Annotated in this window: 24 protein-coding genes; 7 read left to right on the top strand and 17 right to left on the bottom strand. The window is 45.4% G+C overall.

The annotated features are described in order from the left end of the window. Positions 1-11 precede the first annotated feature (11 nt). Genes AC4PM4_RS14155 through AC4PM4_RS14170 form a run of 4 tightly spaced genes read left to right on the top strand, consistent with a single transcriptional unit; the run spans position 12 to position 4,063 of the window. Positions 12-1,046 (top strand): ABC transporter ATP-binding protein, encoded by a 1,035-nt coding sequence (locus tag AC4PM4_RS14155; RefSeq protein ID WP_063565299.1) that lies wholly within the window; start codon positions 12-14, stop codon positions 1,044-1,046. Next, the gene (locus tag AC4PM4_RS14160) at positions 1,027-1,983 is read left to right on the top strand and encodes an ABC transporter ATP-binding protein (protein WP_063565298.1); all 957 of its coding nucleotides are present in this window, start codon (positions 1,027-1,029) and stop codon (positions 1,981-1,983) included. The genes AC4PM4_RS14155 and AC4PM4_RS14160 overlap by 20 nt, the downstream gene beginning before the upstream one ends. A gap of 32 nt (positions 1,984-2,015) precedes the next feature. After that, a complete protein-coding gene (locus tag AC4PM4_RS14165) occupies positions 2,016-3,674 on the top strand; it encodes a peptide ABC transporter substrate-binding protein (protein ID WP_063565297.1) in 1,659 nt (552 codons plus the stop codon). Then, positions 3,674-4,063 carry a DUF3899 domain-containing protein gene (locus tag AC4PM4_RS14170; RefSeq protein ID WP_090809598.1) on the top strand — a complete coding sequence of 130 codons (390 nt, stop codon included), beginning with the start codon at positions 3,674-3,676 and terminating at the stop codon, positions 4,061-4,063. Before AC4PM4_RS14165 ends, AC4PM4_RS14170 begins: the two co-directional genes overlap by 1 nt. A 112-nt stretch (positions 4,064-4,175) precedes the next feature. Here the strand turns inward: AC4PM4_RS14170 and AC4PM4_RS14175 are convergent, their stop codons facing one another. From AC4PM4_RS14175 to AC4PM4_RS14200, 6 genes are all read right to left on the bottom strand, one after another. Further along, a complete protein-coding gene (locus tag AC4PM4_RS14175) occupies positions 4,176-4,715 on the bottom strand; it encodes an SMI1/KNR4 family protein (protein ID WP_491613884.1) in 540 nt (179 codons plus the stop codon). A gap of 336 nt (positions 4,716-5,051) precedes the next feature. Further along, positions 5,052-5,381, bottom strand: a complete 330-nt coding sequence (locus AC4PM4_RS14180) for a GRAM domain-containing protein (protein WP_063565294.1) — start codon at positions 5,379-5,381, stop codon at positions 5,052-5,054. A 184-nt stretch (positions 5,382-5,565) separates the two neighbouring features. Beyond that, positions 5,566-6,384, bottom strand: a complete 819-nt coding sequence (locus tag AC4PM4_RS14185; protein WP_063565293.1) for a purine-nucleoside phosphorylase — start codon at positions 6,382-6,384, stop codon at positions 5,566-5,568. Positions 6,385-6,457: 73 nt separating this feature from the next. Next, complete coding sequence (locus AC4PM4_RS14190) at positions 6,458-6,838, bottom strand: immunity protein TriTu family protein (protein ID WP_491613885.1); 381 nt, start codon at positions 6,836-6,838, stop codon at positions 6,458-6,460. Positions 6,839-6,985: 147 nt separating this feature from the next. Continuing rightward, complete coding sequence (locus tag AC4PM4_RS14195; RefSeq protein ID WP_170867893.1) at positions 6,986-7,162, bottom strand: hypothetical protein; 177 nt, start codon at positions 7,160-7,162, stop codon at positions 6,986-6,988. A gap of 91 nt (positions 7,163-7,253) precedes the next feature. After that, positions 7,254-8,414, bottom strand: coding sequence for a serine hydrolase domain-containing protein (locus AC4PM4_RS14200; protein ID WP_491613886.1), 1,161 nt, complete (start codon positions 8,412-8,414; stop codon positions 7,254-7,256). Positions 8,415-8,599: 185 nt separating this feature from the next. Between AC4PM4_RS14200 and AC4PM4_RS14205 the strand changes: the two genes are divergently transcribed. Continuing rightward, positions 8,600-9,040, top strand: a complete 441-nt coding sequence (locus AC4PM4_RS14205; protein ID WP_491613887.1) for an Lrp/AsnC family transcriptional regulator — start codon at positions 8,600-8,602, stop codon at positions 9,038-9,040. Between the two features lie 12 nt (positions 9,041-9,052). Here AC4PM4_RS14205 and AC4PM4_RS14210 read toward each other — a convergent pair whose 3' ends face one another. Further along, positions 9,053-10,177, bottom strand: coding sequence for an MFS transporter (locus AC4PM4_RS14210; protein ID WP_491613954.1), 1,125 nt, complete (start codon positions 10,175-10,177; stop codon positions 9,053-9,055). Positions 10,178-10,597: 420 nt separating this feature from the next. On the opposite strand from AC4PM4_RS14210, the gene AC4PM4_RS14215 reads away from it, so the two are divergent. Continuing rightward, on the top strand, positions 10,598-12,166 hold the full coding sequence (locus AC4PM4_RS14215) for a helix-turn-helix domain-containing protein (RefSeq protein ID WP_491613888.1): 1,569 nt from the start codon (positions 10,598-10,600) through the stop codon (positions 12,164-12,166). Positions 12,167-12,253: 87 nt separating this feature from the next. Further along, positions 12,254-13,321 carry an ABC transporter substrate-binding protein gene (locus AC4PM4_RS14220; RefSeq protein WP_491613889.1) on the top strand — a complete coding sequence of 356 codons (1,068 nt, stop codon included), beginning with the start codon at positions 12,254-12,256 and terminating at the stop codon, positions 13,319-13,321. A 127-nt stretch (positions 13,322-13,448) separates the two neighbouring features. On the opposite strand, the gene AC4PM4_RS14225 is transcribed toward AC4PM4_RS14220, so the two are convergent. The 10 genes from AC4PM4_RS14225 to AC4PM4_RS14270 all read right to left on the bottom strand — a co-directional run bounded on the left by AC4PM4_RS14225 (position 13,449) and on the right by AC4PM4_RS14270 (position 20,659). Beyond that, complete coding sequence (locus AC4PM4_RS14225; RefSeq protein WP_491613890.1) at positions 13,449-14,000, bottom strand: hypothetical protein; 552 nt, start codon at positions 13,998-14,000, stop codon at positions 13,449-13,451. 557 nt (positions 14,001-14,557) lie between these two features. Continuing rightward, on the bottom strand, positions 14,558-14,905 hold the full coding sequence (locus AC4PM4_RS14230) for a hypothetical protein (RefSeq protein WP_029881333.1): 348 nt from the start codon (positions 14,903-14,905) through the stop codon (positions 14,558-14,560). A gap of 56 nt (positions 14,906-14,961) precedes the next feature. Beyond that, on the bottom strand, positions 14,962-15,825 hold the full coding sequence (locus AC4PM4_RS14235; RefSeq protein WP_491613891.1) for a phosphotransferase family protein: 864 nt from the start codon (positions 15,823-15,825) through the stop codon (positions 14,962-14,964). A 58-nt stretch (positions 15,826-15,883) separates the two neighbouring features. Beyond that, positions 15,884-16,312: a GNAT family N-acetyltransferase gene (locus AC4PM4_RS14240; RefSeq protein WP_064635944.1), complete on the bottom strand. Its 429-nt coding sequence runs from the start codon at positions 16,310-16,312 to the stop codon at positions 15,884-15,886. Between the two features lie 18 nt (positions 16,313-16,330). Continuing rightward, on the bottom strand, positions 16,331-16,813 hold the full coding sequence (locus AC4PM4_RS14245; protein WP_064635943.1) for a DinB family protein: 483 nt from the start codon (positions 16,811-16,813) through the stop codon (positions 16,331-16,333). 493 nt (positions 16,814-17,306) lie between these two features. After that, positions 17,307-17,690, bottom strand: a complete 384-nt coding sequence (locus AC4PM4_RS14250) for a nuclear transport factor 2 family protein (protein ID WP_063565500.1) — start codon at positions 17,688-17,690, stop codon at positions 17,307-17,309. 291 nt (positions 17,691-17,981) lie between these two features. Beyond that, a complete protein-coding gene (locus AC4PM4_RS14255; protein ID WP_072734696.1) occupies positions 17,982-18,449 on the bottom strand; it encodes a hypothetical protein in 468 nt (155 codons plus the stop codon). 626 nt (positions 18,450-19,075) lie between these two features. Beyond that, entirely contained in the window at positions 19,076-19,603 is a 528-nt protein-coding gene (locus AC4PM4_RS14260) for a cysteine hydrolase family protein (protein WP_072734698.1), read from the bottom strand. Positions 19,604-19,643: 40 nt separating this feature from the next. Continuing rightward, positions 19,644-20,072, bottom strand: a complete 429-nt coding sequence (locus AC4PM4_RS14265; protein WP_491613893.1) for a hypothetical protein — start codon at positions 20,070-20,072, stop codon at positions 19,644-19,646. A gap of 41 nt (positions 20,073-20,113) precedes the next feature. Then, positions 20,114-20,659 carry a GrpB family protein gene (locus tag AC4PM4_RS14270; RefSeq protein WP_491613894.1) on the bottom strand — a complete coding sequence of 182 codons (546 nt, stop codon included), beginning with the start codon at positions 20,657-20,659 and terminating at the stop codon, positions 20,114-20,116. Position 20,660 lies beyond the last annotated feature (1 nt).

Consider the following 20,660-nt stretch of genomic DNA (forward strand, 5'->3'; position numbering starts at 1 on the left):
AGGTTCACACCATGAGTCATTTACTGGAGGTCAATCATTTGAAGGTCTCCTTTGCCACACGTGATAAAGAACTTGAAGCTGTAAGAGATGTTTCTTTTCACGTCGATGAAGGAGAGACACTTGCCATCGTCGGCGAAAGTGGGAGTGGAAAAAGCGTAACCGCCCGTTCCCTGATGGGGATGTTCTCGTCACCGAACGGCCGTATTCGCAGCGGCGAAATCCGCTTTGAGGGGCGGGTTATCAGCGGATTATCCGCTAAAGCCATGCGCCGAATCCGAGGCTCCGAGATCAGCATGGTGTTCCAGGACCCCATGTCTTCTCTGAATCCAACGATGAAAGTCGGCATTCAAATCGGCGAGGGGCTTCGCAAGCACCGCAAACTATCGCCAAAAGATGCCCGGGCCAGATCTGTAGAACTGCTAAACCTCGTGGGTATTCCTGATGCACCAAGCCGCTATCATCAATATCCTCATGAATTTAGCGGCGGAATGCGTCAGCGGGTTGCCATTGCGATGGCACTTGCCTGTGATCCCAAGCTTCTGATCGCCGATGAGCCAACGACCGCTCTCGACGTTACCATTCAGGCGCAGATTCTGGATATTCTAAGCAGCCTACAGCAGCAAACGGGCAGTTCAATTTTGCTGATTACCCATGACCTGGGCGTTGTCGCCGAAGTGGCTCACCGCGTTGCTGTCATGTATGCAGGCACCATTGTGGAGACCGGTACGGTGGAGGATATCTTTGATCGGCCACGCCATCCATATACGTGGGGACTTCTCCAGTCCACCCCGCGACTGGATGATACAGAACATGACAGGCTAATTCCTATTGAGGGCTCGCCCCCGGATATTGCTGCGCTCCCGCCTGGCTGTCCGTTCGCAGACCGATGTCCGCACACGATGGATATCTGTTTGACGGAAATGCCTGATGCAACCATATTTTCATCAAAACACAGTGCCAGATGCTGGCTAAACGACCCTCGAGCTCCTCGAGTGGATGACCGTATCCCGGCAGAAAGGAATGAGCATGACCGAATCTATAATTGAAATTCGCAATGTGAAGAAGCATTTTCACGGCCCGTCCAATCTGACCGTCAAATCCGTTGACGGCATCAGCCTGAACATCCGTCGGGGAGAGACACTCGGGCTTGTCGGCGAGAGCGGCAGCGGCAAATCTACACTAGGTCGAACCATCGTGGGGCTGCTGAAAGCTACGGAAGGACAGATTTTGTTTAACGGACAAGATACCGGACAGGCCAAACCGCGTGAGAAGCGGGAGTTGAACCGCCATCTGCAGATGATCTTTCAGGACCCGCACGCTTCGCTTAACCCGCGGCTTCGCATCGGAGATATTATCGCTGAGGGGCTGGATGCTTACAAGCTGGCTCGAGGAAAAGCGCGAAAAGACATCATCGCAGACTTGTTGCTGCGCGTCGGGCTTCACCCGGATCATGCCCACCGCTTCCCCCATGAATTCAGTGGAGGACAGCGCCAGCGCATCGGGATTGCCCGGGCACTTGCCGTCAAGCCACGTTTCATTGTAGCCGATGAACCCATTTCCGCGCTGGATGTGTCCATTCAGGCACAGATCGTCAATTTGCTGAAGGACCTGCAGCGTGAAGAGGAACTGACGTATCTATTTATCGCGCATGATCTGGCTATGGTGAAGCATATCAGCGACCGGATCGGAGTCATGTACCTGGGTAAAATGATGGAACTGTCCGGACGGGACGATCTGTTTGCTAATCCGCTCCACCCCTACACTCAGGCGCTGCTGTCGGCCATTCCCGCCGCACATCCCCGTTTAAAAGGGCAAAGGGAGCGTATTCGGCTTCAAGGGAATCCGCCCAGTCCCATTCATCCCCCGGCGGGCTGTCCGTTTCATCAACGATGTTTTGCCGCGATGGATGTTTGCGCAAACCGCATGCCTGCCGGAAGGGAGGTCGAAAAAGGACACTGGGTAGCATGTCATCTTTACGAATAACACGAATTAATCATTAATGGAGGAATGAACAAATGAACAAAACAAAAACGAACTGGACCGTCTCTCTCTTGCTCGCAGCATCCGTTGCCTTGAGCGCATGCTCCAGTTCGACAACTGACAATGGTGCCACTGCTTCAAAACCGGACAATCAGGCAGCAGCGGCAAACGTTGAGCAAGTACTGAACACAAATCTGGCCGGTGGAGAACCATACACACTGGATCCTGCACTGGCATCTGATACAACATCCTACTGGGTGATTGATAATCTGTATGAGGGACTGTATACATACGACAAATCAGGCAAAATCGTTGAAGGGGCAGCAAGCAAAGTCGATGTATCACCTGACGGTAAAACCTACACCTTTACCATCCGCGACGATGCAAAATGGTCGAATAACGAACCTGTAACTGCCAAGGATTTTGAATACTCTTGGAAACGTGTATTGAACCCTGCCACTGCCGCTTACGACCCCTCTTCTCTGTATTACATTAAAGGCGCAGAAGCTTATAACACGGGAAAAGGAAAAGCTGAGGATGTCGGTGTGACTGCCAAAGATGACCATACACTGGTGGTTGAGCTGAAATCTCCGCTGGCCTTCTTCCCAACCATTGTCGTTGGCCATGCTTATCTGCCGGTTCAAGCTTCCGTTGTGGACAACAATGAGAAGTGGGCAGCAGAAGCCGATACGATTGTAGGTAACGGTCCTTACATTGCTAAGGAATGGAAACACAATGAACAAATTACACTGGCCAAAAATGATCAATACTGGGATAAATCCAACATCACGATGGATACCATCCATTTCAAAATGGTTCAGGACTCCAACACGTACTATCAACTGTTCAAAACGGGTGAGCTTGACCTGATCCTCTCCCTGCCAGTGGATACGCTTGATCAGGAGCGGAACAATGCGGAGTTCCTGTCCCATCCTTCATTCAGCGTATATACCTACTCCTTCAATGTGGAGGAAAAACCTTTCACGAACAAAAAGATCAGACAGGCCCTAGCTTATGCACTTGATCGTGAAGCGTTGACGACAAGTGTAACCAAGGGCGGTGAAACACCAGCTTTCGGATATGTCCCTTACGGCGTAACAGCACCATCCGGCAAAGATTTCCGGGAAGAGGCGCCAACCCAATATTATGCGTACGATCCGGCAAAAGCCAAAGAATTGCTGGCCGAAGGATTGAAGGAAGAAGGCTTGTCTGCACTCCCGACAGTTACCTTCAAATACAATACGTCCGACAAACATAAAAAAGTAGCCGAAGCCATTCAGGAAATGCTCAAAACTAATCTGGGTATTGAAGTCAACTTGGAGAATCAAGAATGGAAAACTTACATCGATACCTTCAAGCAAAAGAACTTCCAAGTCGCACGTATGGGCTGGGAAGGAAACTTCCTCGATCCGCTGGGTGTGCTGGAACACTACACATCGAAGAACTCCAACAACTTCACCAACTGGAGCAATCCTGAATACGACAAGCTGATCAGTGAATCCACGTTTGAGCTTGATCCAGTTAAACGGTTTGAAGAGCTGCATCAAGCCGAGGCCATTCTAATGGACGAACTGCCAATTATACCGATCCTCTTCTCTGCCGACACTGCATTGATTAGTCCTAGTATTGAGGGCGTTATCTTTGACACTCGTTCCAACCCGGATCTCCGCTTCACCAAGCGGGTAGCCGAGTAATGTTTATCCGGTACGCTCTGGCCGGTCTGATAACGGCTCTGGCCGCCTATCTGCTGGACTTCTGCGGAATACTAGGCGGCTCCGGTGGCCTACATGAAGGTTCAGACCAGCTGTTTGTCGCCGGTCTGATATGTCTCTTGGCCGGAACAGCAATCCATGTGCTGCAGACTGGGTTCATGAACCCCTTTCTGCAAGGATTCGGTGATCTCAAGCGCATGTTTGTCAGAGAATCGAACGCCCTGCAACGGGAAAATGAACGGATTCGCACCCAGACAGCTCTGCCGTTCTGGAAAAAGTCCTTACTCCGCCAGCTCACGGTCTATACCTTGGGCGGCGGTTCAGGTCTGATTCTATGTTCACTGCTGTTGCTCTGGCCCGTATCCTACTAAATCCAACATAAAAGAATCGCTCTCTGGTGCGGCTTGATGCCTGCACTCCAGGGAGCGATTTATTTTTCTGCGCCACTATTTTGCACGGAAATTTCTTTCTTCTGCCTAATGATTAAGCGGAATCGTTCGATTCGTCCTCTGCTATACATTTCCGAATAAAATCAAATAATCCCTTAGCCTCAACCGACCGATGTCCCCAATCATGCCAAAAGTACAATACCTGTCCCACGGTTCCAGAACTTGATGGGTCAGTGTCCAGACATAGATAATCCCCACCACCATTTTCCGCAATCGGAATCCATTTGCAGTTCCACAGTACTGGCTTAATGGCATCATCTTCAATCTCGGGCTCCATCTCGTCCGGATCGAATTCTTCCTGCAAAAAGGCCCAGTTCTCCTTCACCTGATTCAGAGGTGACAATGTCAGGTTACGAACAAAGGAATCTACGCCAACATTCCAGGCTTGTCCGTTATGCACACGATACAGAGCCTTCATCTCGTCAGGCAAGGTCACGCCAAGTTCGTTTTCTACGGATCGAAAATCTTCATCGCTCGCACCCGGCTGGAGATTGAGCGCTACCTCAAAATCTGCATTTGCTCCCGTACCTTTTGCAATAATACGCCGCCATAGCAGCTCTGCTTGCTCTATCATTCTCCATTCTCCTTCTTGTGCGCTTTATAGATTGTCTAGTCTAATGATATAGAAAATCTAACTGTACGATATCAGAGATAGGAAATACAAGGGAGTGCATGACGAGCTTGTTAATCCCATCATTTTGCCAAATCAAAAAGCACCGCTCAACGGATTAATTCCGTATAGACAGTGCCCATTGTATAGCCTTTTTAGTGCATATCATGTTATTAATATTGTCTATATAGATTTCAATGCATCATTAATCTATGAGGATTTGATAAATTCATCTGGCCAGAGCAGAATCCGTTCACTTTATTATCCCACATTTTTTGGTTTATGTACTTCATCTGAAACTTACATTATTTCGTTATTCATTCTCTTGGCTTGTACAATCTCCTTGATAATCTTAGAGCGATTCCAGACAACAAACTTGAAGACATGTCCACTGTCTAATGTAATGGTAATTCCGTTAGGGATTAGTCCCCATGTCGCACTTTTCTCAATCTTAGTCATAGCCCAGATCTCGATTTGAACCCATTCCGTCTGAAAATTCAGACCATGAGGAATAAAAACTAATCGTTCATTAGTTAGAAAAAGCTTTCCTCCTACTCCTTCAAAACCTCTTAACCAGTTTGCATGAATCCTCTCAAAAATGACGTGTTCATGGGGGCCCAATTCTTCCATTTCTATCAGTCTCCTTTTTCAGCCTATAGCTTGAATCTCTATTATTATAGGTCGTTTTGACCGATATAGGAATATTTTGCACATGTTCATTTGTAAAAAAAGCACTGCCCTACGGAATCCCTCCGTCTTGGACAATGCTTAATATATTAGTGCTTTAAAAGGAAGCATCCTACTTGATTCCGAATTACATCTCTTTCAGAATACCTTTAACCAGTCCGATGAAGGTTGTTTTCACTTTTGCCGCGACTTCAATCACTTCATCATGACTTAACGGCTGATCCAGAATGCCGCAGGCCATATTGGTCAGACAGGAAATGCCCAGTACTTTCATCCCGCCATGAATGGCTACAATCGCTTCAGGTACCGTCGACATACCCACAGCATCCGCGCCCATCGTACGAATCATGCGAATCTCTGCTGGAGTCTCATACGCCGGACCGCTCCACCATGCATATACCCCTTGCTGCAAGCCAACATTCTGCTCCTCCGCTACCTTCAGGGCGATACTGCGAAGTTCACGATTATATACCTGTGACACGTCAGGGAAGCGCACGCCCAGCTCGGCATTATTCGGCCCCATCAGCGGATTGTTGCCTACCAGATTGATATGATCGGTAATCAACATAAGCTGTCCAGGTTCGAAGCTGGTATTGATCGCTCCACAAGCATTGGTGATAATCAACTGCTCGACACCCAGTGCTTTCATAATCCGAACCGGGAACGTTACTTCATCCAGCGAAAATCCTTCATAATAATGAAGGCGTCCTTTCATAGCTACGACAGTCTTGCCCATCAATTCTCCGATGACCAATTCGTTAGCATGACCAATCGCCTCGGATTGAGCAAAATAAGGAATGTCCGTATATGGAATGACGGTAGCATTCTCGATCTCGTCCGCGAGCGCTCCCAGCCCTGATCCCAGAATCATACCCACGACAGGCTTGTTATTAATACGGTTTAATATGTAATCTCTGGCTTCCTGAATATGTGCGGATTGATGCATAAATATATTCCCCCTGAACATCTGAGTTTGGATTAAGTAAGTACTATAAACCAAGTGTAATGAACATTAGTGATCAAGTAAATGGGAGCCGGATAAAGTGGACTATGCCTCTCCTCCCGAAAGCAGGTTGAAGTTTAAGCCCTGACTGTAACACCTCGAAATATGGTTTCAAAATCTCATCAAAATCAGGTTCGTCGCCTTCTACTTTTTCAACATACTTCCATAAAAGAAGTTCTTCCGTTTCGATGTTCACAACCTCATATTCCATTTGTTTTGATGCCCAGACAGTCACCTGGCCGATGGCATACACGGACTCATGAACGAATCCGGTTGAAGGATCTGGGATAAGTTGTTCATCAACGTCCCCCTGTTTGGCCTGCTCCGTCGAGATACCCAACGATTGCAGCCGTTCTACCTGACATCTGGCCCATTGATTAAATTGGTTTCGGATCATAGGAAAAGCTCCCCTGCCTTCTGACTTGACCAACATTCATGCCATACATGCTTCAACTGTACACAAAAAACCGATCCTCTGTCGAGAATCGGTTCCATTATTAATTACGACTAAATATTCCGCACTGGCATGTAATGATAAGCTGGCTCACTGCTGCTCCAACGAATGCTGATTCTTACTTTTCATGAAATCCATCCCCATGCTCAGCAACAGCATCAGTGCAGCAAACATCACGGATTTACCAATGGTTCTTTCTGGAAAGATCATATAGGCAGCTAGAAAATTGCCTGCGAAAACAAACAGGTAATTGCGGATGCGATCCATCTTCTCATCTCATTTCGGAATCAAATTTAGATTTCACTGTAATCTGCTGCTCTACCTTATCATAATTTTCCATATAAATCCATAATACAACTTATCTCTTTCGCTCAATCCCCTCATAGACTGCCTCGCAAAGTTCAGTTGTGAATCTGCCTGACATGCCCTCCAGAGCCGTATTCGTAAAAGCGACAACGCTCAGTTCTTCTGTTGGATCAACAAACCACGAGTGACCATAGGTTCCACCCATGCGCCACGTTCCAGTAGATTCCAAAGTACCCGCCTCAACCGGATCTTTCAGCACCGTGAATCCCAGCCCAAATCCTCTGCCTGGCCAATAAGGCATCTCCAGATCGCCAATCTGATTAGTCGTCATTTCGGCGACCAGCGCTTTAGGAAGAAGCGAACCTCCACCTTGACGCAGTGTTTCAAGCAATATAAGAAAGTCTCCTGCACTTCCTATCATGCCCGCACCACCCGAGAGATAGGCCGATGGATCAAGGTATCTTTCGGGTGCAAGTTGGAAGCCTGCCGTTCCTTCAATAAAAGGAACCTGGTCCTCATCACGCAAGCGACGAGGTTGCCCAGAAATGTCGGAACTGTCCGCATAGGCAGCCGTCATTCTCTCCGAGTCCACTGTGACAAAATCCGTATCCTTCATGCCCAGCGGATGAGTTACGAGCAGTTGTACTGCCTCTCGCAGTGTCAGCCCGGTCACTTTCTCAATAACTGCACCGAGTACATCAGTTGCAATCGAATATCTCCACATCTTCCCGGGCTCATACAGCAGTGGAGCAGAAGCAATCCTCTGCAAATTCTCTTCCAGCGTAATGCCAGCGATATCCATTCCATCTGATACTCCGGCAAGTTCGTACGTTCCTCCGTTTTCCTGAAAAAAACGATACGTTAAACCCGCCGTATGTGTCATCAGATGATGAACCGTCATGGAGGCCACTTCCCCATTTGGCTGTTTGGGACGGAATTCAGGCAGCCATTTCATAACCGGGTCATCCAGCTTTAATTTACCTTGGGATATCAATACCATGGCGGCGGTGGATACAATCGGTTTGGTTACAGAAGCATACCTGAACAGCGCATTTTCTTGCATGCGTCTGTTCTGTTCCCGATCGGCGAGGCCATCCGCGCTGTTGTAGACCAGCTCCCCTTTCCACGCAATCTGAACAACGGAACCCACAATTCTTTTTTCTGCCAACGTACGGTGAATCACTTCTTCTACAAATGCAGAATTAAACTTCATATCTTTGTCTCCCATTTCTCTCTTCCCCTCCATGTGCCACGTGCTTGATTATTTAAAGTAAGTGTGCTTATTATATAAATGATCTCATTCATATTACATAAGACAACAAAGTTATCCGCTTTAATCTACAATGAATATAAAGGCATTCACAAAATATTTCCTATAATTTAAAAGGAGGCCATCTTATGGACCAAATCGATACTAATATCCTCTTTCATTTGCAAAACCAGGCAAGGCTATCCATGACGGAATTGGGCAAGCTGGTCGGTTTATCTCAACCCGCCGTAACGGAACGCGTGAAGCGTCTAGAAGAAAGCGGTGTAATCGAAGAGTACCGTACTATCATTTCCCCGCAGAAAATAGGGAGGTCGAGTACTTCCTATCTTCTTTTTCGCACACGGGATTGTCATGCCTTTCTTGATTTCTGCCGTTCGTCACCCGAAGTGATCGAATGTCATCGCGTGAGCGGAGAGCATAATTACCTGTTGAAGATCATGACAAATTCGATTGCTGGTCTTGAAGCATTTGGAGACCGATGCGATCAATACGGTACCTACACCACCCTCATCGCGATGTCCTCACCTATTGCAACCAAAAATCTCATCGAAGGAACGAATCCGGTGTAAATGTTTCATCGATCATCGGTCCTTAACCTGTCTTGGAAAATCATGTTTACTGGCGAACCAGGCGCCGAGTAAGGCCATAACGATCAACAGGATCAGGGAAATAGGTAGGAAACGAGCGCCTGTCTGCTCCAGCAGGATGGCTCCGACGATCCCTCCCCCTCCGATCCCCAAGTTCCATGCTGTCACCAGCATGGATTGGGCAACATCGGCACTTTGGCCCGCCGCCTGCGCAATTGCAGTCTGTAATAACGTAGCCGCTCCGCCAAATGTAAGCCCCCACGCCACTACTCCCAGAATGATCATCATCGGTTGATGGATAAAGATCCCCATCGCCAGTGAGGCCAGCGCAAATAGAACAAGGCTAACCAGAATCAATAATCTCATGTAACGGTCAATCAACAGCCCAATAATCCATATACCGATTACCGAAGTCACTCCAAAGATCATCAGAACCAGGTCCACCCGTTCGGACAGCATCGTCTCGCCCAGATAAGGTGAGATATACGTGTACAGAATGTTATGGGCCAGTACCCAGGTCAGAACAACAAACAATATGGGACGAACCCCCGGTATAACAAAAATCCGATGAAGCGCAAGCTGCTGACGTGCAGGCTCCCCCTCATAGTCAGGTACTTTCCAGAGCACCCACAATACAAGCACTACCGTCAATAATGAAACTGTTCCAAAAATAAGACGCCATCCTGCGTAATTGCCCAAAAAGGTACCCAAGGGAACGCCCAATGCAAGCGCGAGTGGTGTGCCTACCATAGCGACAGCCATCGCTTTTCCCTTTAACGTGTCTGAAACCATGCGGCGTGCGTAACCTGCAGTCATCCCCCACAACACTCCAGCAGATACACCCGCCATGAAGCGTGCAGCAAGGGTCAAACCATATACTGAAGATACGGCCGTAATCGTATTGAAAATCAGAAAACCAAAGATGCATAATAGCAGCAGCGGTCTGCGTTTCCATCCACGAGTTGCTGTCGTCAGCGGAATTGCCGCCAGAAGAGATCCCACCGCATACAAAGTGACGAGCTGTCCAGCCAAACCTTCTTTGATATTCAGATCTTTCGCTATTTGCGGCAGCAGCCCCGCCGGCAGGCTTTCTGTAAGAATGCATATAAATCCAGCCATGGCCAAAGCGAGTAGAGCTGACCAGGGAAGGCGTTCTTTTGCGATTGTGTTCGCGTTCACAAAAACTCTCCTTTATCCTTTATTTTTGTATAATCTAGAAGCCTCTGGCCTACAGAATAAGCTTATAAAATCGGACCAACATTTGGCATACTTAATCAACGGTAGATCGTCCGTTTTAGGAGGATAATCCACTTAATTTAGGTATTTCACTTCGAATTTTAATGTAAACGCTATTAAACAGTTATTATCGCGCACTGGATCATTAAAGAGGATGGGAGAACAACGAAGGGAACATCGAAGATGGCGAAGATGATTGATAGCACTTCTGATACTCGCTAGAATGATAAGATAATACATAGGCTTTGACTTCAATGCCTTTAAACACACACTGAAATCGGCTTCATAGAGGGGGACATCTCGATGTACAATCTTACATCCATTGAGCACCACACCAGGCTGCCCTCTAACGGCAACCCGTTCACACATACAGAAGGACAACTGTTATTGCTCCTGGAGGATGGAGAGATCTGTCTTACCGTGAATCGTCAGCATCGCGATCTTAAGGCAGGGTATTTTATTTTTCTCCAGGATGGCAAGCAGCTGCAGATTAGACAGACTTCCGCAGATCCATTACGCATCATCGCGTTGGAGATAGAGGGGCAAGTCTCGAATAGAGAGGATTCCGAAGAGGCTCTTATTCTCCCTCCCCTTTTTGAGCATAACCGTGTGGGTATTCTGCAATCCCATGAACGCGAGTTAATCAAAGAACTGCATATACTCTGGCAGAAGCATAATCATTGGCAGCAGATTCGTATCCAAGGACAATTTCTGCAATGGGTCGCAGATGTAGGAGAACGGCTTGAAGCCACCTCCGATTATGACTCGGCCAGTCTTGTACTGGATGCGCTGCGTTACATGGAGCAGAACTATCAGACACAAATCACACGCCAACAGCTTGCCGAACGAGCAGGTTTCTCCGAGGGGTATTACTCCCGTTTTTTCAAGAAAAACGTGGGTAAAAGTCCGCAAGAATATCTGACCGACATTCGAATGCATCATGCCAAACGGCTGCTCACCAGGCAACAAAGCTCCATACAGGATGTAGCCGCCCAAGTGGGTTATAACAACCCTTTATACTTCAGTCGTATATTCAAAAAAACCGTAGGCCTCTCGCCCACCGTCTATATTCATTCGAATCCACGCCAGATCAGGGTGGCCGCCATGAATAATCAATATACAGGTCATCTGCTAGCACTGGGACTGGAGCCTTGCGCAGCAACGGGTCCTTCTTTCAAAGCCGAAACCTCTTTGCTGGATCATACGCTTTTCATGAATGCCTATGAAGGGGATGCGCCCGATTCAACTACATTGCTCCGGGCTGAACCGGATCTGATTCTGACCAGTGAATATACAGATGATGCACATGTTCAGCAGTTGCACCAGATTGCACCTACACAGACGATTGCTTTTCAATCCCAGGACTGGCGCAGTCAGTTCCTCGAAATTGCTGAGGCTACCGGACGAAATCAACAAGCTTACAGCTGGCTGGATGAATATGATGAGAAATCCCATCAGGCTGCAACCCATCTTCGTCAGCAGATTGGCTCTGCTTCAATCGTGTCGTTACTCGTTCGAAGTCAGGATTGTTTTGTTGCTGGCTACCGCCATATGGGCGCGGTCCTGTATCAGGATCTGCAATTGTCCACCCCTTCCCTGATCCATGAACAGCAAAGCCATTATATTGCTGAGGATTGGAAAATGGACGATCTTGATGCCGATTACATCATGTTGGTGTTCCACCCTTCGGTCAGTGATGCCGAGCGGCAGAGATGGTTGAACTCACCCTGGTGGAAAGCGCGGGAAGCGGTGAAGCGGGGGCGGGTTTATTTGGATCAGATGAATTATGTACTCGGCAGCTATAATGCCTTCTCGCATGATCTGTTATTACGGGAAATTCCCGAGCGCCTTCGGTCACTATCGTGCATGTGAATGGTTCCTTTTGTGCCTCGACGCACGGAATCTTCTCTCCTATACTAGTAATTGAGAATGATAATCAGTAAAGGGGAACATGCACATATGAATACAGATAGAAGAAACAAACGTGGATTCAAAACCAATTTGAAGGCAAGCATCATGCTAATGCTGCTGCTTATTCTGGTTGCCGGGTGCTCCAAGGCCGAACAAGCTTCTACGGGTGAATCCACTTCCACAACCAGTGAGTCAACAGAGAGCACCAACGGCACCTCATCGTCGGATAGCGAGGCAATCAGTACAGAGACACGCACCGTTGAGGGTATTAAGGGTCCTGTTGATATTCCTGCTGAACCCAAGCGTATCGCTGGCTTGACCTATGCGTATGCCGATCACCTCGTGGCATTGGGCATGAAACCATACGCCATGGTGACCCAAGTCGGTCAGGAGATGCCTGCCTATCTGAAGGACAAGCTCGAAGGCGTCATTCCACTCGGTTCAGTTAATGAATTCAACAAGGAAGCACTTCTAGACACAGAGCCGGATCTCATTCTGTCCAATGAAGTACTTGTTGATGAATACGACGCAATCAGCGCAATTGGACCAGTCTATATGAGTAGCTACTTCAGCAATTCGCTTGAATGGTTCAAGGACACAGCCAAAGTATTAGGCAAAGAAAAAGAGGCAGACGAAATCGTGGATCAGTTGTATCAAAAGGCGAAGGATCTGGGCACCAAGGTTGCTGCCAGCGATGCCGCGGATGACACCATTCTGATTTTTCGTTTGACCGATAAGCAGATTCAGGTATTTGCTCCAAGTGACAAATCACCTGACGCCTTCTATTCTCCGAACCTGCTGTACGATATAGCCGGACTCCATGCACCTGATCTTGCCAAAGCAGGCATCGTCATGAATGAAGTTATTGAGAATGTGTCGCTCGAATTGTTGCCTGAATTGAATCCGGATCGTATTTTCATGATCATCTCCGGTAGTGAAGCAGATAACGAACAAGCGCTCACTAAGCTGCGTGACAATTCAGTCTGGAAAGGCCTGAAAGCTGTGAAAAACGACCAGGTTTACATGGTGGACAACACGGTTTGGGTAGCTGGATTTGGACCGATTGCCTATGGTCAGGTTCTGGATGAAGTAGAACAAGCTTTGCTTGGAAACTGAACGCAAGATGACTAGAGATTTGCAGCATAAATAAAAAAAACAGGCATGTCGTTTACATGAAGGGGGAAGGCCCTCAACGTAAATGCATGCCTGTTTATGTTTATGTTTATGTTTATGATTTTGTTTCTCATTTTAATGTATAGCCCCCGATATAAATTTCCATCAGTTCATTAGAGAGCTGAATAGCTTCGGAACGATTCGTTGCGGGCATTGAGAGCATGAGCCCATCTTCGGAGCTCCAGCTTTTACTGTTCTGCTCTCCGCTTGAATCCTCCTCCGAAATGGCGATGGTGAGTTTGCTGAATGCACGATCAACAAATAGTATTCCGTATAAGAAGATATCCGTTTTCCCATTTTCAGAAATAAAGTATTCCATCGATCCGTATCCTTTATGAAAACGAATTTTGAGCATTTTTTGATCTTCGGGTACAGGGAAAGATTCACCTTCAATATCAATAGTTCCTCTGAATATGTAGTCACCCGAGGTCGTTAGATAACGCTTGCCATCCATCTTGATATGAACCGTTTGCTCTGGCTCCCTGTTGTCTTCTCCCCCCAGCCGATACTTTACACCCACACCATCAAGATGGATCGTTCTGGGCAGAAACAGAAGAACCACACTGATCACAATCATCAATACCCAGATGGCAAGCACGATCGAAATGATTTTTTTCCTCATAGTCCATCTCCTCAACTCATCGGTCTACAACTTATGAAGATATACTGTCTCTTCCTGATCTTCATTCCCTTGAATATGGACAAGGATGGGAAAATCTTCATTCTCCCCTCCTAATCAAAGATGGCATATGAATTAATTACAAATTATAACATATAAACTACTCGCATAACGGTTCAAAGCAATTCGCTTACTTTCATTAAGGCACGGAATCAGGCCTATGCTTACAAATGACTTAAAACGCATAGCTGAAATTGGCACACAACTTTGCATACAACAAAAAAACCGGTCACCTCGTGACCGGTTTAATCAGCTCCTCGGGGAGCATTTGCAAATATGAGCGAATGACAAGGAGCACATATTTGCTCTCTTAATGTTACTCCAGAACGGCTTCTTTGGCTGAGCTGCTGATCGAATATACAAAGGCCAGTTTTTGCTTCCACGAAAAAAAACAAAAACACCTCCGTATTCCGTCGATGATGACAGCAGAGCAATATGCCGTGGAAGGTGCTTTGTGATGACGATCATAGAATGGTTAATCTGTAATGGCGTGTGAAGGGTTACAACTTGTCCACCTGTAATAATGTTACCGGCTTCACCGTACAAGCTGGACTAATCTGCTCCTCAGTCAGTATGTTCAGTTTGATCAGGCTTTTCAGCTTATGACTGTCCACCTTGGACAGAAGTCGCCAGATGTCCGGATCGGGAAGGGAAGCATACAGCTTCTGATCATCATATTCCTTGCGGTGCTGAAGCACCGTTTTCACAGCGTATCCGCCAACTTGCGTCTCATAGACGCCCTGCTCCTCACAATACCCGACAATCTCATCTCGTAACACAGATAGACGTTGTTCAATTTCTTTTTGTTGCTGTTTTAATTCAAAATAGGTTTGCACCTTCTGTTCCATACCTATCACGCTCCTCTATACCATAGGTATGCAACGAAGAACAGTTTAGGACAGAACTACAGCAGTTCATCATTTAAATATGAATTATTGCCAGTAATCTTTTTAACTCGCTGCATAACACCCGGCCCCAGAGGAACATTAAACACTCGCTTTAATAGAATCCAGCGCAAACAAGCCATCGCTTCAAAAATCTCCTCATCGTCTGGTGTGTATTCCGTCAGACTCTTGAATAGAGCACTGTACATCTTACCGTTTCGTTCCCCCGTATAGATCGTCATCAAAAAAATGGACCACGCCATATCGTATCTGGGATCACCACGCTGACCATTTGTCCAATCGATAATCGCATATTGATCACCTGCCTCCAGAATATTTCCCAGGTTATAATCACCGTGGATCAAATGATCCTGCCTCAACTCAGTCCGTTGAAGAAGGGTCGTCAGAATCTGATGCATATCCTCATGCAGTTCAATGGAGGGAAAAAAATATCCAATGAAATCATATTGTGGTATGTAATTTGCAGCCGCGTTACCTGTATCCTTTACATCATAACCATGGACTTGAATTAACTTTTGAGCCAATTGCTGCAACTTGGTTTTGCTTAACTTGGCTATAGGCTCACCGTCATAACTCGTTAATAGGACTTGATTAGAATCCACATCCATGCCCCAACCGTACGGTTTGGAGACTTGTATTCCACTCTGGTATAGTTCAGATAATAGTTCATATTGGTTGCGAATATTGGGTTTGGAGTCCTTGTTCCATATCTTTAACACATAAGAGTGATCACCGCATTCTATCTTCACAACGTCTGCTTCCAGCCCTGGTGACAGGGGAAGCATCTTGTATGGTTTCCCAAGCAGACAGCGAGTTTCTTCGCTCAACTCCATCCAACGGATACTTTCCAGAGTTAACCTCATTTTGCCCAACCCTTCTCTGTGAAATTAGAAATAACGGCATTTGATACTCCATAGATCTTTATAATGATTTATCAAAAACCTTCTGCCACTTCTTCTCATTATATCCGATGGCAATATAGAACCGATGCGCAGCTTCCCTTTTACCGCTTGATCGCACGCGAATCTTGTTAAACCCGTTCATCCGTGCCCACTTCTCACATTCGCTCATGATCTTTTTACCAATTCCCGCACCTCTATGATGCTCATCGACAACCAAGCCACCAATCTCAGCAAAAGGTACACTTTCGATAGAATATCTTCCCTGTACGTGCCCCCAACCCACAACAAGGGAATCGATCTCAGCTACGCAAACATAATGATCAGTCATTGAGCCTAGTCGATTCAACCTTTCGATGATCTCTTCTGTTGTACTGGTGTAACCCAGTTGATGGGATAATTGGCTAATCCCCTCGCCATCCCCAATTCTAGCTTCTCTGCAATGAATCATAGTGTCTCCTTTTCTAATCTAGTTATCAGGTGTAATAAGTCCTTTACCAATGAAATTGGCAGACACAGGCTTCTTGTCCAGTTCTCTGGACCATACCGATAACTGCCCCATATGGTGAATCTCATGAGCAATCACGTGTCGCATCACTTCTCCCCACGATTCCTTGGCGACGGTGCTATCCAATTCGGGATCAATGCAAGGTCTCTTTTCCATGCTGGGGTCCCAGGATAGAACAAATGCCTCCACATCAGGTCGCAGCTTGCGGTCGAATTGTCGTACGGCTTCCAGTGTTTTATAATTATCAAAATTCTCCATACCATCCGGTTTGCCCTGCAATACTTGGAGCCAGCTCCACTCTACATCGATGATATGAAAAAACGTTTGCAATATATTGCCTACCCCGCCTGTTCGAGGCCGAAGCAGCTCTTCCAGCGGTACATCCTCACACCACTGAAACCATTGCTCACGCACGATCCAGTTATAACGAAAGAAAGATTCCATTTAGCTATTCTCCTTTTCTATATAATTGAACTAAAAAATATTTACACTTGCCACTCCGATGACAGAACAACCTTCCGATCGCTGTTATCCCCAGATTTTTTGGAATCCCTTTTTCAAAGGGGAAAATCCGGGGATAAAGGCGAACGCTCCGCTTCTTCAGGTTATTTCTGCCCTCTACGTTCTCGTGTAAATGTTTAGTTCAATTTATATATCATGCTTTTTAAGTATTTTGATCAGTTCCATATTGGCAAAAGTTTTGTCCGAATGTTCAAGGTGTTTTCCAAAATCCAATGTCATGCTTCCAAAAACTTTTAGAAACTTATGCATCCATTACGTAATCACAGCGCTGATCGGGGTTACTAAACGGGCAAATCATTACGCTTACTTATCTGCCGGATAGTTCAACGGAAAGAAACTGCCTGTATAACCTGCAGGCTGCTCCATACTCATTTGAACTAACGTTACCCGTTAGCTTAAAAAACGTGTGGTGTATTCAACTGTAATCTTCAATCAAAGAAATTTTTCCTTCCTTAATCTCGAATGTTGTCTTTCCTTTTAATTGCAGCTTATCCCCACTCTTTAATCCATTAGGAAAATCCACGGCAAGAATACCTTCATAATCGATTCCTACCTCTACTTTGTCATTTATAACACTGTAATCGGTAATTGTCTGGCGACGGCTAGAGAACATCGTTGACGACTGTTCTGCCAACTCCCTAAATGCTTGTATTCCTCTGGTCTCCGTTGTAGTTTCTCCATTGGAAATATTACTGAATATTATGTCATTATGTAAGAGTTCGACCATTCTTTCAATTTCAAATGAATTGTATGCTTCAAGATAATTTTCAATTATGCCCCTTATTTCTTTACTAACCATAACCATACTCCTCTCCTTTACATAAAAGAGATGATACCCTTGTTTACCCAGGCAATTTATTCTCAATGTAATATTACCATATATTTCAACTATCCTGCCCCATAACTTAAAGAGGCATCATCACTCTAATATAATTTTACATTTCTCTATCGTCCCTAAAGGTATACAAAAAAAGGATCGTCAGCATATCTGCAACGATCCTTTTTTGACAGCCTGCTAGTTGAAAACAACATCTGACGCCGGTAAATACCGAATTCAGTTTGCAGCCTAAGATTTCTATTTTATTTCGTATTAAAGCTCTTCCTTCGTATTTGCAAGTTTAACAGAAAGCAATCCTGACATGTTGCCACTGTTTTTAGTGCTGATGCTAACCCAGTGGGTACCTGTTGCCCATGGTTTTGTTCCATATTCAGACCAAGTTGCACCAGGAGCTACAGAGAATAACATTTTTTGAGTACCAGACAGAGTACTTTGAGTAACTCGGACAGTTAGGGTTTCCTTAGATGTATTTTGAACCCAAACTTTGACCCATCCATAATTTGCTTGGATATTAAAACTCTTCGTGTAGCTACTTCCGGAAATCTGTGAATTCACAATCTCATTATCAACTGCCATTGGGGTAATGATTCCTTCGCCTTGTGCAGATGCAGTAGTTGCTGATGAGTCCCCTACATTATTTGTTGGTGCTGCAGATGCAAGCGTGACAGCTGCTACCAAGGATAATGCCGACAAACCTACGAACAAAGTGCTTTTCTTCATAATTAAAAATCCCTCTTATTTAAAAATATACATAAAAATAGCTTTGCAAATTTACCATAAGTTACATGTATATACAATAAGAAAATAATTACAATTTCAAAATTTTATGGGCGGCCAGCTCAAAACGTGGACATGAAGCTTAATGGGATATTATTAGTCTAATATAATTCCCCTGTTCTCTACCGTCCGCAAAGGTATACAAAAAGGATCGTCAGCATTTCTGCAACGATCCCTACTTTCATTCCGCTAGCTGGCTGTATACCTCAATTATCATAAGCCTTCTATCATAACCCATGATATGGAAAAAACAAAAGAGCCGCGATCGTCGCAGCTCCCTACTCTTTTGGCTTCGTCATTCTCTTCTTTACATAGAGTAAAATATGAATTCCAGCGTATATAAACAGGACATTAAACAGATAAAGAAGAGCATTCACATAAACATTGGAAAGGAACCAGATCGTATCATCAGGTTTCTTATAATGATAATCAGTAAAGAACCGCAATGGAAAACCATACTCTGTTCGTAAAGTCCCCTCCGTGTAGGCTGTTCCTGGAATAAAGATCAAACCTAATACAGCAAGCCAAGCCGAAAGATTAAATATTCTTTTATTAAACGTCAATTCATCTCATCCATTCATTACATTTTCGGTATCCACCACATTCGCAAACATACTCAGAACCGAATTGTGATGTTCTATAATTTGCTCAGCTTGAAGAATGTTGGAATTCCATGTGCTGTGAGCATCACGAACCAAGGTTAGTGCATAGCCAAGGCTACTTGCTCTGCGACAAGTCGTATCCACGCATATTTCCGTCTGCATGCCAGTCAGAATAAGATCCTTCACTTCGTTTTCTTGTAATTTCATGTTCAGATCTGTTTCGTGAAACGAATCCGGTGTAAGCTTTTCAATAATAAGGTCACCAGTGATCGGCGCAATGGACGGATGAATCGCCCAACCTGCCGTTCCACGCTCAAGGGGACTGCCTGCTCCTTCACTGTGCTGAATGTAGATAACGGAGTGACCTTTTTCCCGAGCCTTGAAAATGACGTGTTGAATTTTCTGAAGCAATATATCCCCCTGATATACGGGATCTGATTCATCGAACATGGCTACCTGAACATCGATAACAAGAAGTGCACAGTGGGTTGGCATCTTATATTCCTCCTGAAAAATAATATTAAATCAGCAATTGTTATGACTCCTTCTTCCGTTTTCGCACCGTTAACAAACCTTCCAATCCCACATCGATCAACACAAATAGTATAGCAGCTAGAACGCCAAATAAAGTCAAAACTATCGACTCTTTAAAATTTAAAATTTCTTCTCCCGCGCCCATGAGTAAATAATAGATATACATTCCTAAGACTCCAGAACATGAGTAACCCAGTATTCTCAAACTTAGATACAAGGCATGATTAACGAACTGAATTCTGCTCAACAGATAGTCCAGCAATAAAGATAACGGTAGCCCGATCAATGTGATCAGGGGAGTCGCATATACAAGATAAACCAGAATATAGAAATCAAAGCTGTAAGATTCATTCATGGATATGATACTTGCAATTAAAGTAAAACTAATGATGGTTAGAACGGTCGTCAGCAGCTTTCTTCCAATGTTCATCTCACCACTCCCATAAGGTTATCCATATACAATGAATATTCCTATGCGTCAGATTCTCCCGGTTGCCACCCGATTTCTTGGGACCATATATGAGCTTTCTCTAATATGCTCCACACCATCGGTCCTTTGCCTTCCACGTATTTTGGACGCTGGTCCTTGTATAATGCCATAAGCCGGTGCTTCTCTTCTACATATTTCAATCGATCCTCTGGATGTTGCCTCAAATAATCTCTAAAAAGCAAGTTCATCTGCTCAGAGAAACTCCCTGCTTGTCTTACATGTACATGTGTTCTCCTGCTTCCGGGTACTTCACGAAAATATCGCTTGGTATTATCGGGATTTTCTTCTCTAAATACGAAGCCGGCCGCTTCGATTTCTTGTTTGTAGTTAAGCAAACCATCATAATCAGATACGGAAATTTGTATATCTATGATCGGTTTGGCATCCATTCCGACGATGGAAGTTGATCCGACATGGTCAATCCGCACAGCCTTTTCTTCCAACGCCTCTCTTAATCTCATCCCGGTTTCGAGGAACATTGGCCTCCAAGCAGGATCATACGTTGCAATTCTCCATTGATCTTCCATG

It is taken from the genome of Paenibacillus sp. MDV22-iso6 (assembly GCF_058408365.1).

What these genes read in the sequence shown, in the direction of transcription:
- AC4PM4_RS14250 (WP_063565500.1), bottom strand. Translation starts at nt 17,690, where the DNA reads ATGGTTAGTAAAGAAATAAGGGGCATAATTGAAAATTATCTTGAAGCA.
- AC4PM4_RS14240 (WP_064635944.1), bottom strand. Translation starts at nt 16,312, where the DNA reads ATGATTCATTGCAGAGAAGCTAGAATTGGGGATGGCGAGGGGATTAGC.
- AC4PM4_RS14225 (WP_491613890.1), bottom strand. Translation starts at nt 14,000, where the DNA reads ATGAGGAAAAAAATCATTTCGATCGTGCTTGCCATCTGGGTATTGATG.
- AC4PM4_RS14210 (WP_491613954.1), bottom strand. Translation starts at nt 10,177, where the DNA reads ATGGCTGGATTTATATGCATTCTTACAGAAAGCCTGCCGGCGGGGCTG.
- AC4PM4_RS14175 (WP_491613884.1), bottom strand. Translation starts at nt 4,715, where the DNA reads ATGATAGAGCAAGCAGAGCTGCTATGGCGGCGTATTATTGCAAAAGGT.
- AC4PM4_RS14200 (WP_491613886.1), bottom strand. Translation starts at nt 8,414, where the DNA reads ATGAAGTTTAATTCTGCATTTGTAGAAGAAGTGATTCACCGTACGTTG.
- AC4PM4_RS14165 (WP_063565297.1), top strand. Translation starts at nt 2,016, where the DNA reads ATGAACAAAACAAAAACGAACTGGACCGTCTCTCTCTTGCTCGCAGCA.
- AC4PM4_RS14155 (WP_063565299.1), top strand. Translation starts at nt 12, where the DNA reads ATGAGTCATTTACTGGAGGTCAATCATTTGAAGGTCTCCTTTGCCACA.
- AC4PM4_RS14180 (WP_063565294.1), bottom strand. Translation starts at nt 5,381, where the DNA reads ATGGAAGAATTGGGCCCCCATGAACACGTCATTTTTGAGAGGATTCAT.
- AC4PM4_RS14170 (WP_090809598.1), top strand. Translation starts at nt 3,674, where the DNA reads ATGTTTATCCGGTACGCTCTGGCCGGTCTGATAACGGCTCTGGCCGCC.
- AC4PM4_RS14190 (WP_491613885.1), bottom strand. Translation starts at nt 6,838, where the DNA reads ATGATCCGAAACCAATTTAATCAATGGGCCAGATGTCAGGTAGAACGG.
- AC4PM4_RS14215 (WP_491613888.1), top strand. Translation starts at nt 10,598, where the DNA reads ATGTACAATCTTACATCCATTGAGCACCACACCAGGCTGCCCTCTAAC.
- AC4PM4_RS14265 (WP_491613893.1), bottom strand. Translation starts at nt 20,072, where the DNA reads ATGAACATTGGAAGAAAGCTGCTGACGACCGTTCTAACCATCATTAGT.
- AC4PM4_RS14260 (WP_072734698.1), bottom strand. Translation starts at nt 19,603, where the DNA reads ATGCCAACCCACTGTGCACTTCTTGTTATCGATGTTCAGGTAGCCATG.
- AC4PM4_RS14230 (WP_029881333.1), bottom strand. Translation starts at nt 14,905, where the DNA reads ATGGAACAGAAGGTGCAAACCTATTTTGAATTAAAACAGCAACAAAAA.
- AC4PM4_RS14255 (WP_072734696.1), bottom strand. Translation starts at nt 18,449, where the DNA reads ATGAAGAAAAGCACTTTGTTCGTAGGTTTGTCGGCATTATCCTTGGTA.
- AC4PM4_RS14245 (WP_064635943.1), bottom strand. Translation starts at nt 16,813, where the DNA reads ATGGAATCTTTCTTTCGTTATAACTGGATCGTGCGTGAGCAATGGTTT.
- AC4PM4_RS14195 (WP_170867893.1), bottom strand. Translation starts at nt 7,162, where the DNA reads ATGGATCGCATCCGCAATTACCTGTTTGTTTTCGCAGGCAATTTTCTA.
- AC4PM4_RS14235 (WP_491613891.1), bottom strand. Translation starts at nt 15,825, where the DNA reads ATGAGGTTAACTCTGGAAAGTATCCGTTGGATGGAGTTGAGCGAAGAA.
- AC4PM4_RS14220 (WP_491613889.1), top strand. Translation starts at nt 12,254, where the DNA reads ATGAATACAGATAGAAGAAACAAACGTGGATTCAAAACCAATTTGAAG.
- AC4PM4_RS14270 (WP_491613894.1), bottom strand. Translation starts at nt 20,659, where the DNA reads ATGGAAGATCAATGGAGAATTGCAACGTATGATCCTGCTTGGAGGCCA.
- AC4PM4_RS14185 (WP_063565293.1), bottom strand. Translation starts at nt 6,384, where the DNA reads ATGCATCAATCCGCACATATTCAGGAAGCCAGAGATTACATATTAAAC.
- AC4PM4_RS14205 (WP_491613887.1), top strand. Translation starts at nt 8,600, where the DNA reads ATGGACCAAATCGATACTAATATCCTCTTTCATTTGCAAAACCAGGCA.
- AC4PM4_RS14160 (WP_063565298.1), top strand. Translation starts at nt 1,027, where the DNA reads ATGACCGAATCTATAATTGAAATTCGCAATGTGAAGAAGCATTTTCAC.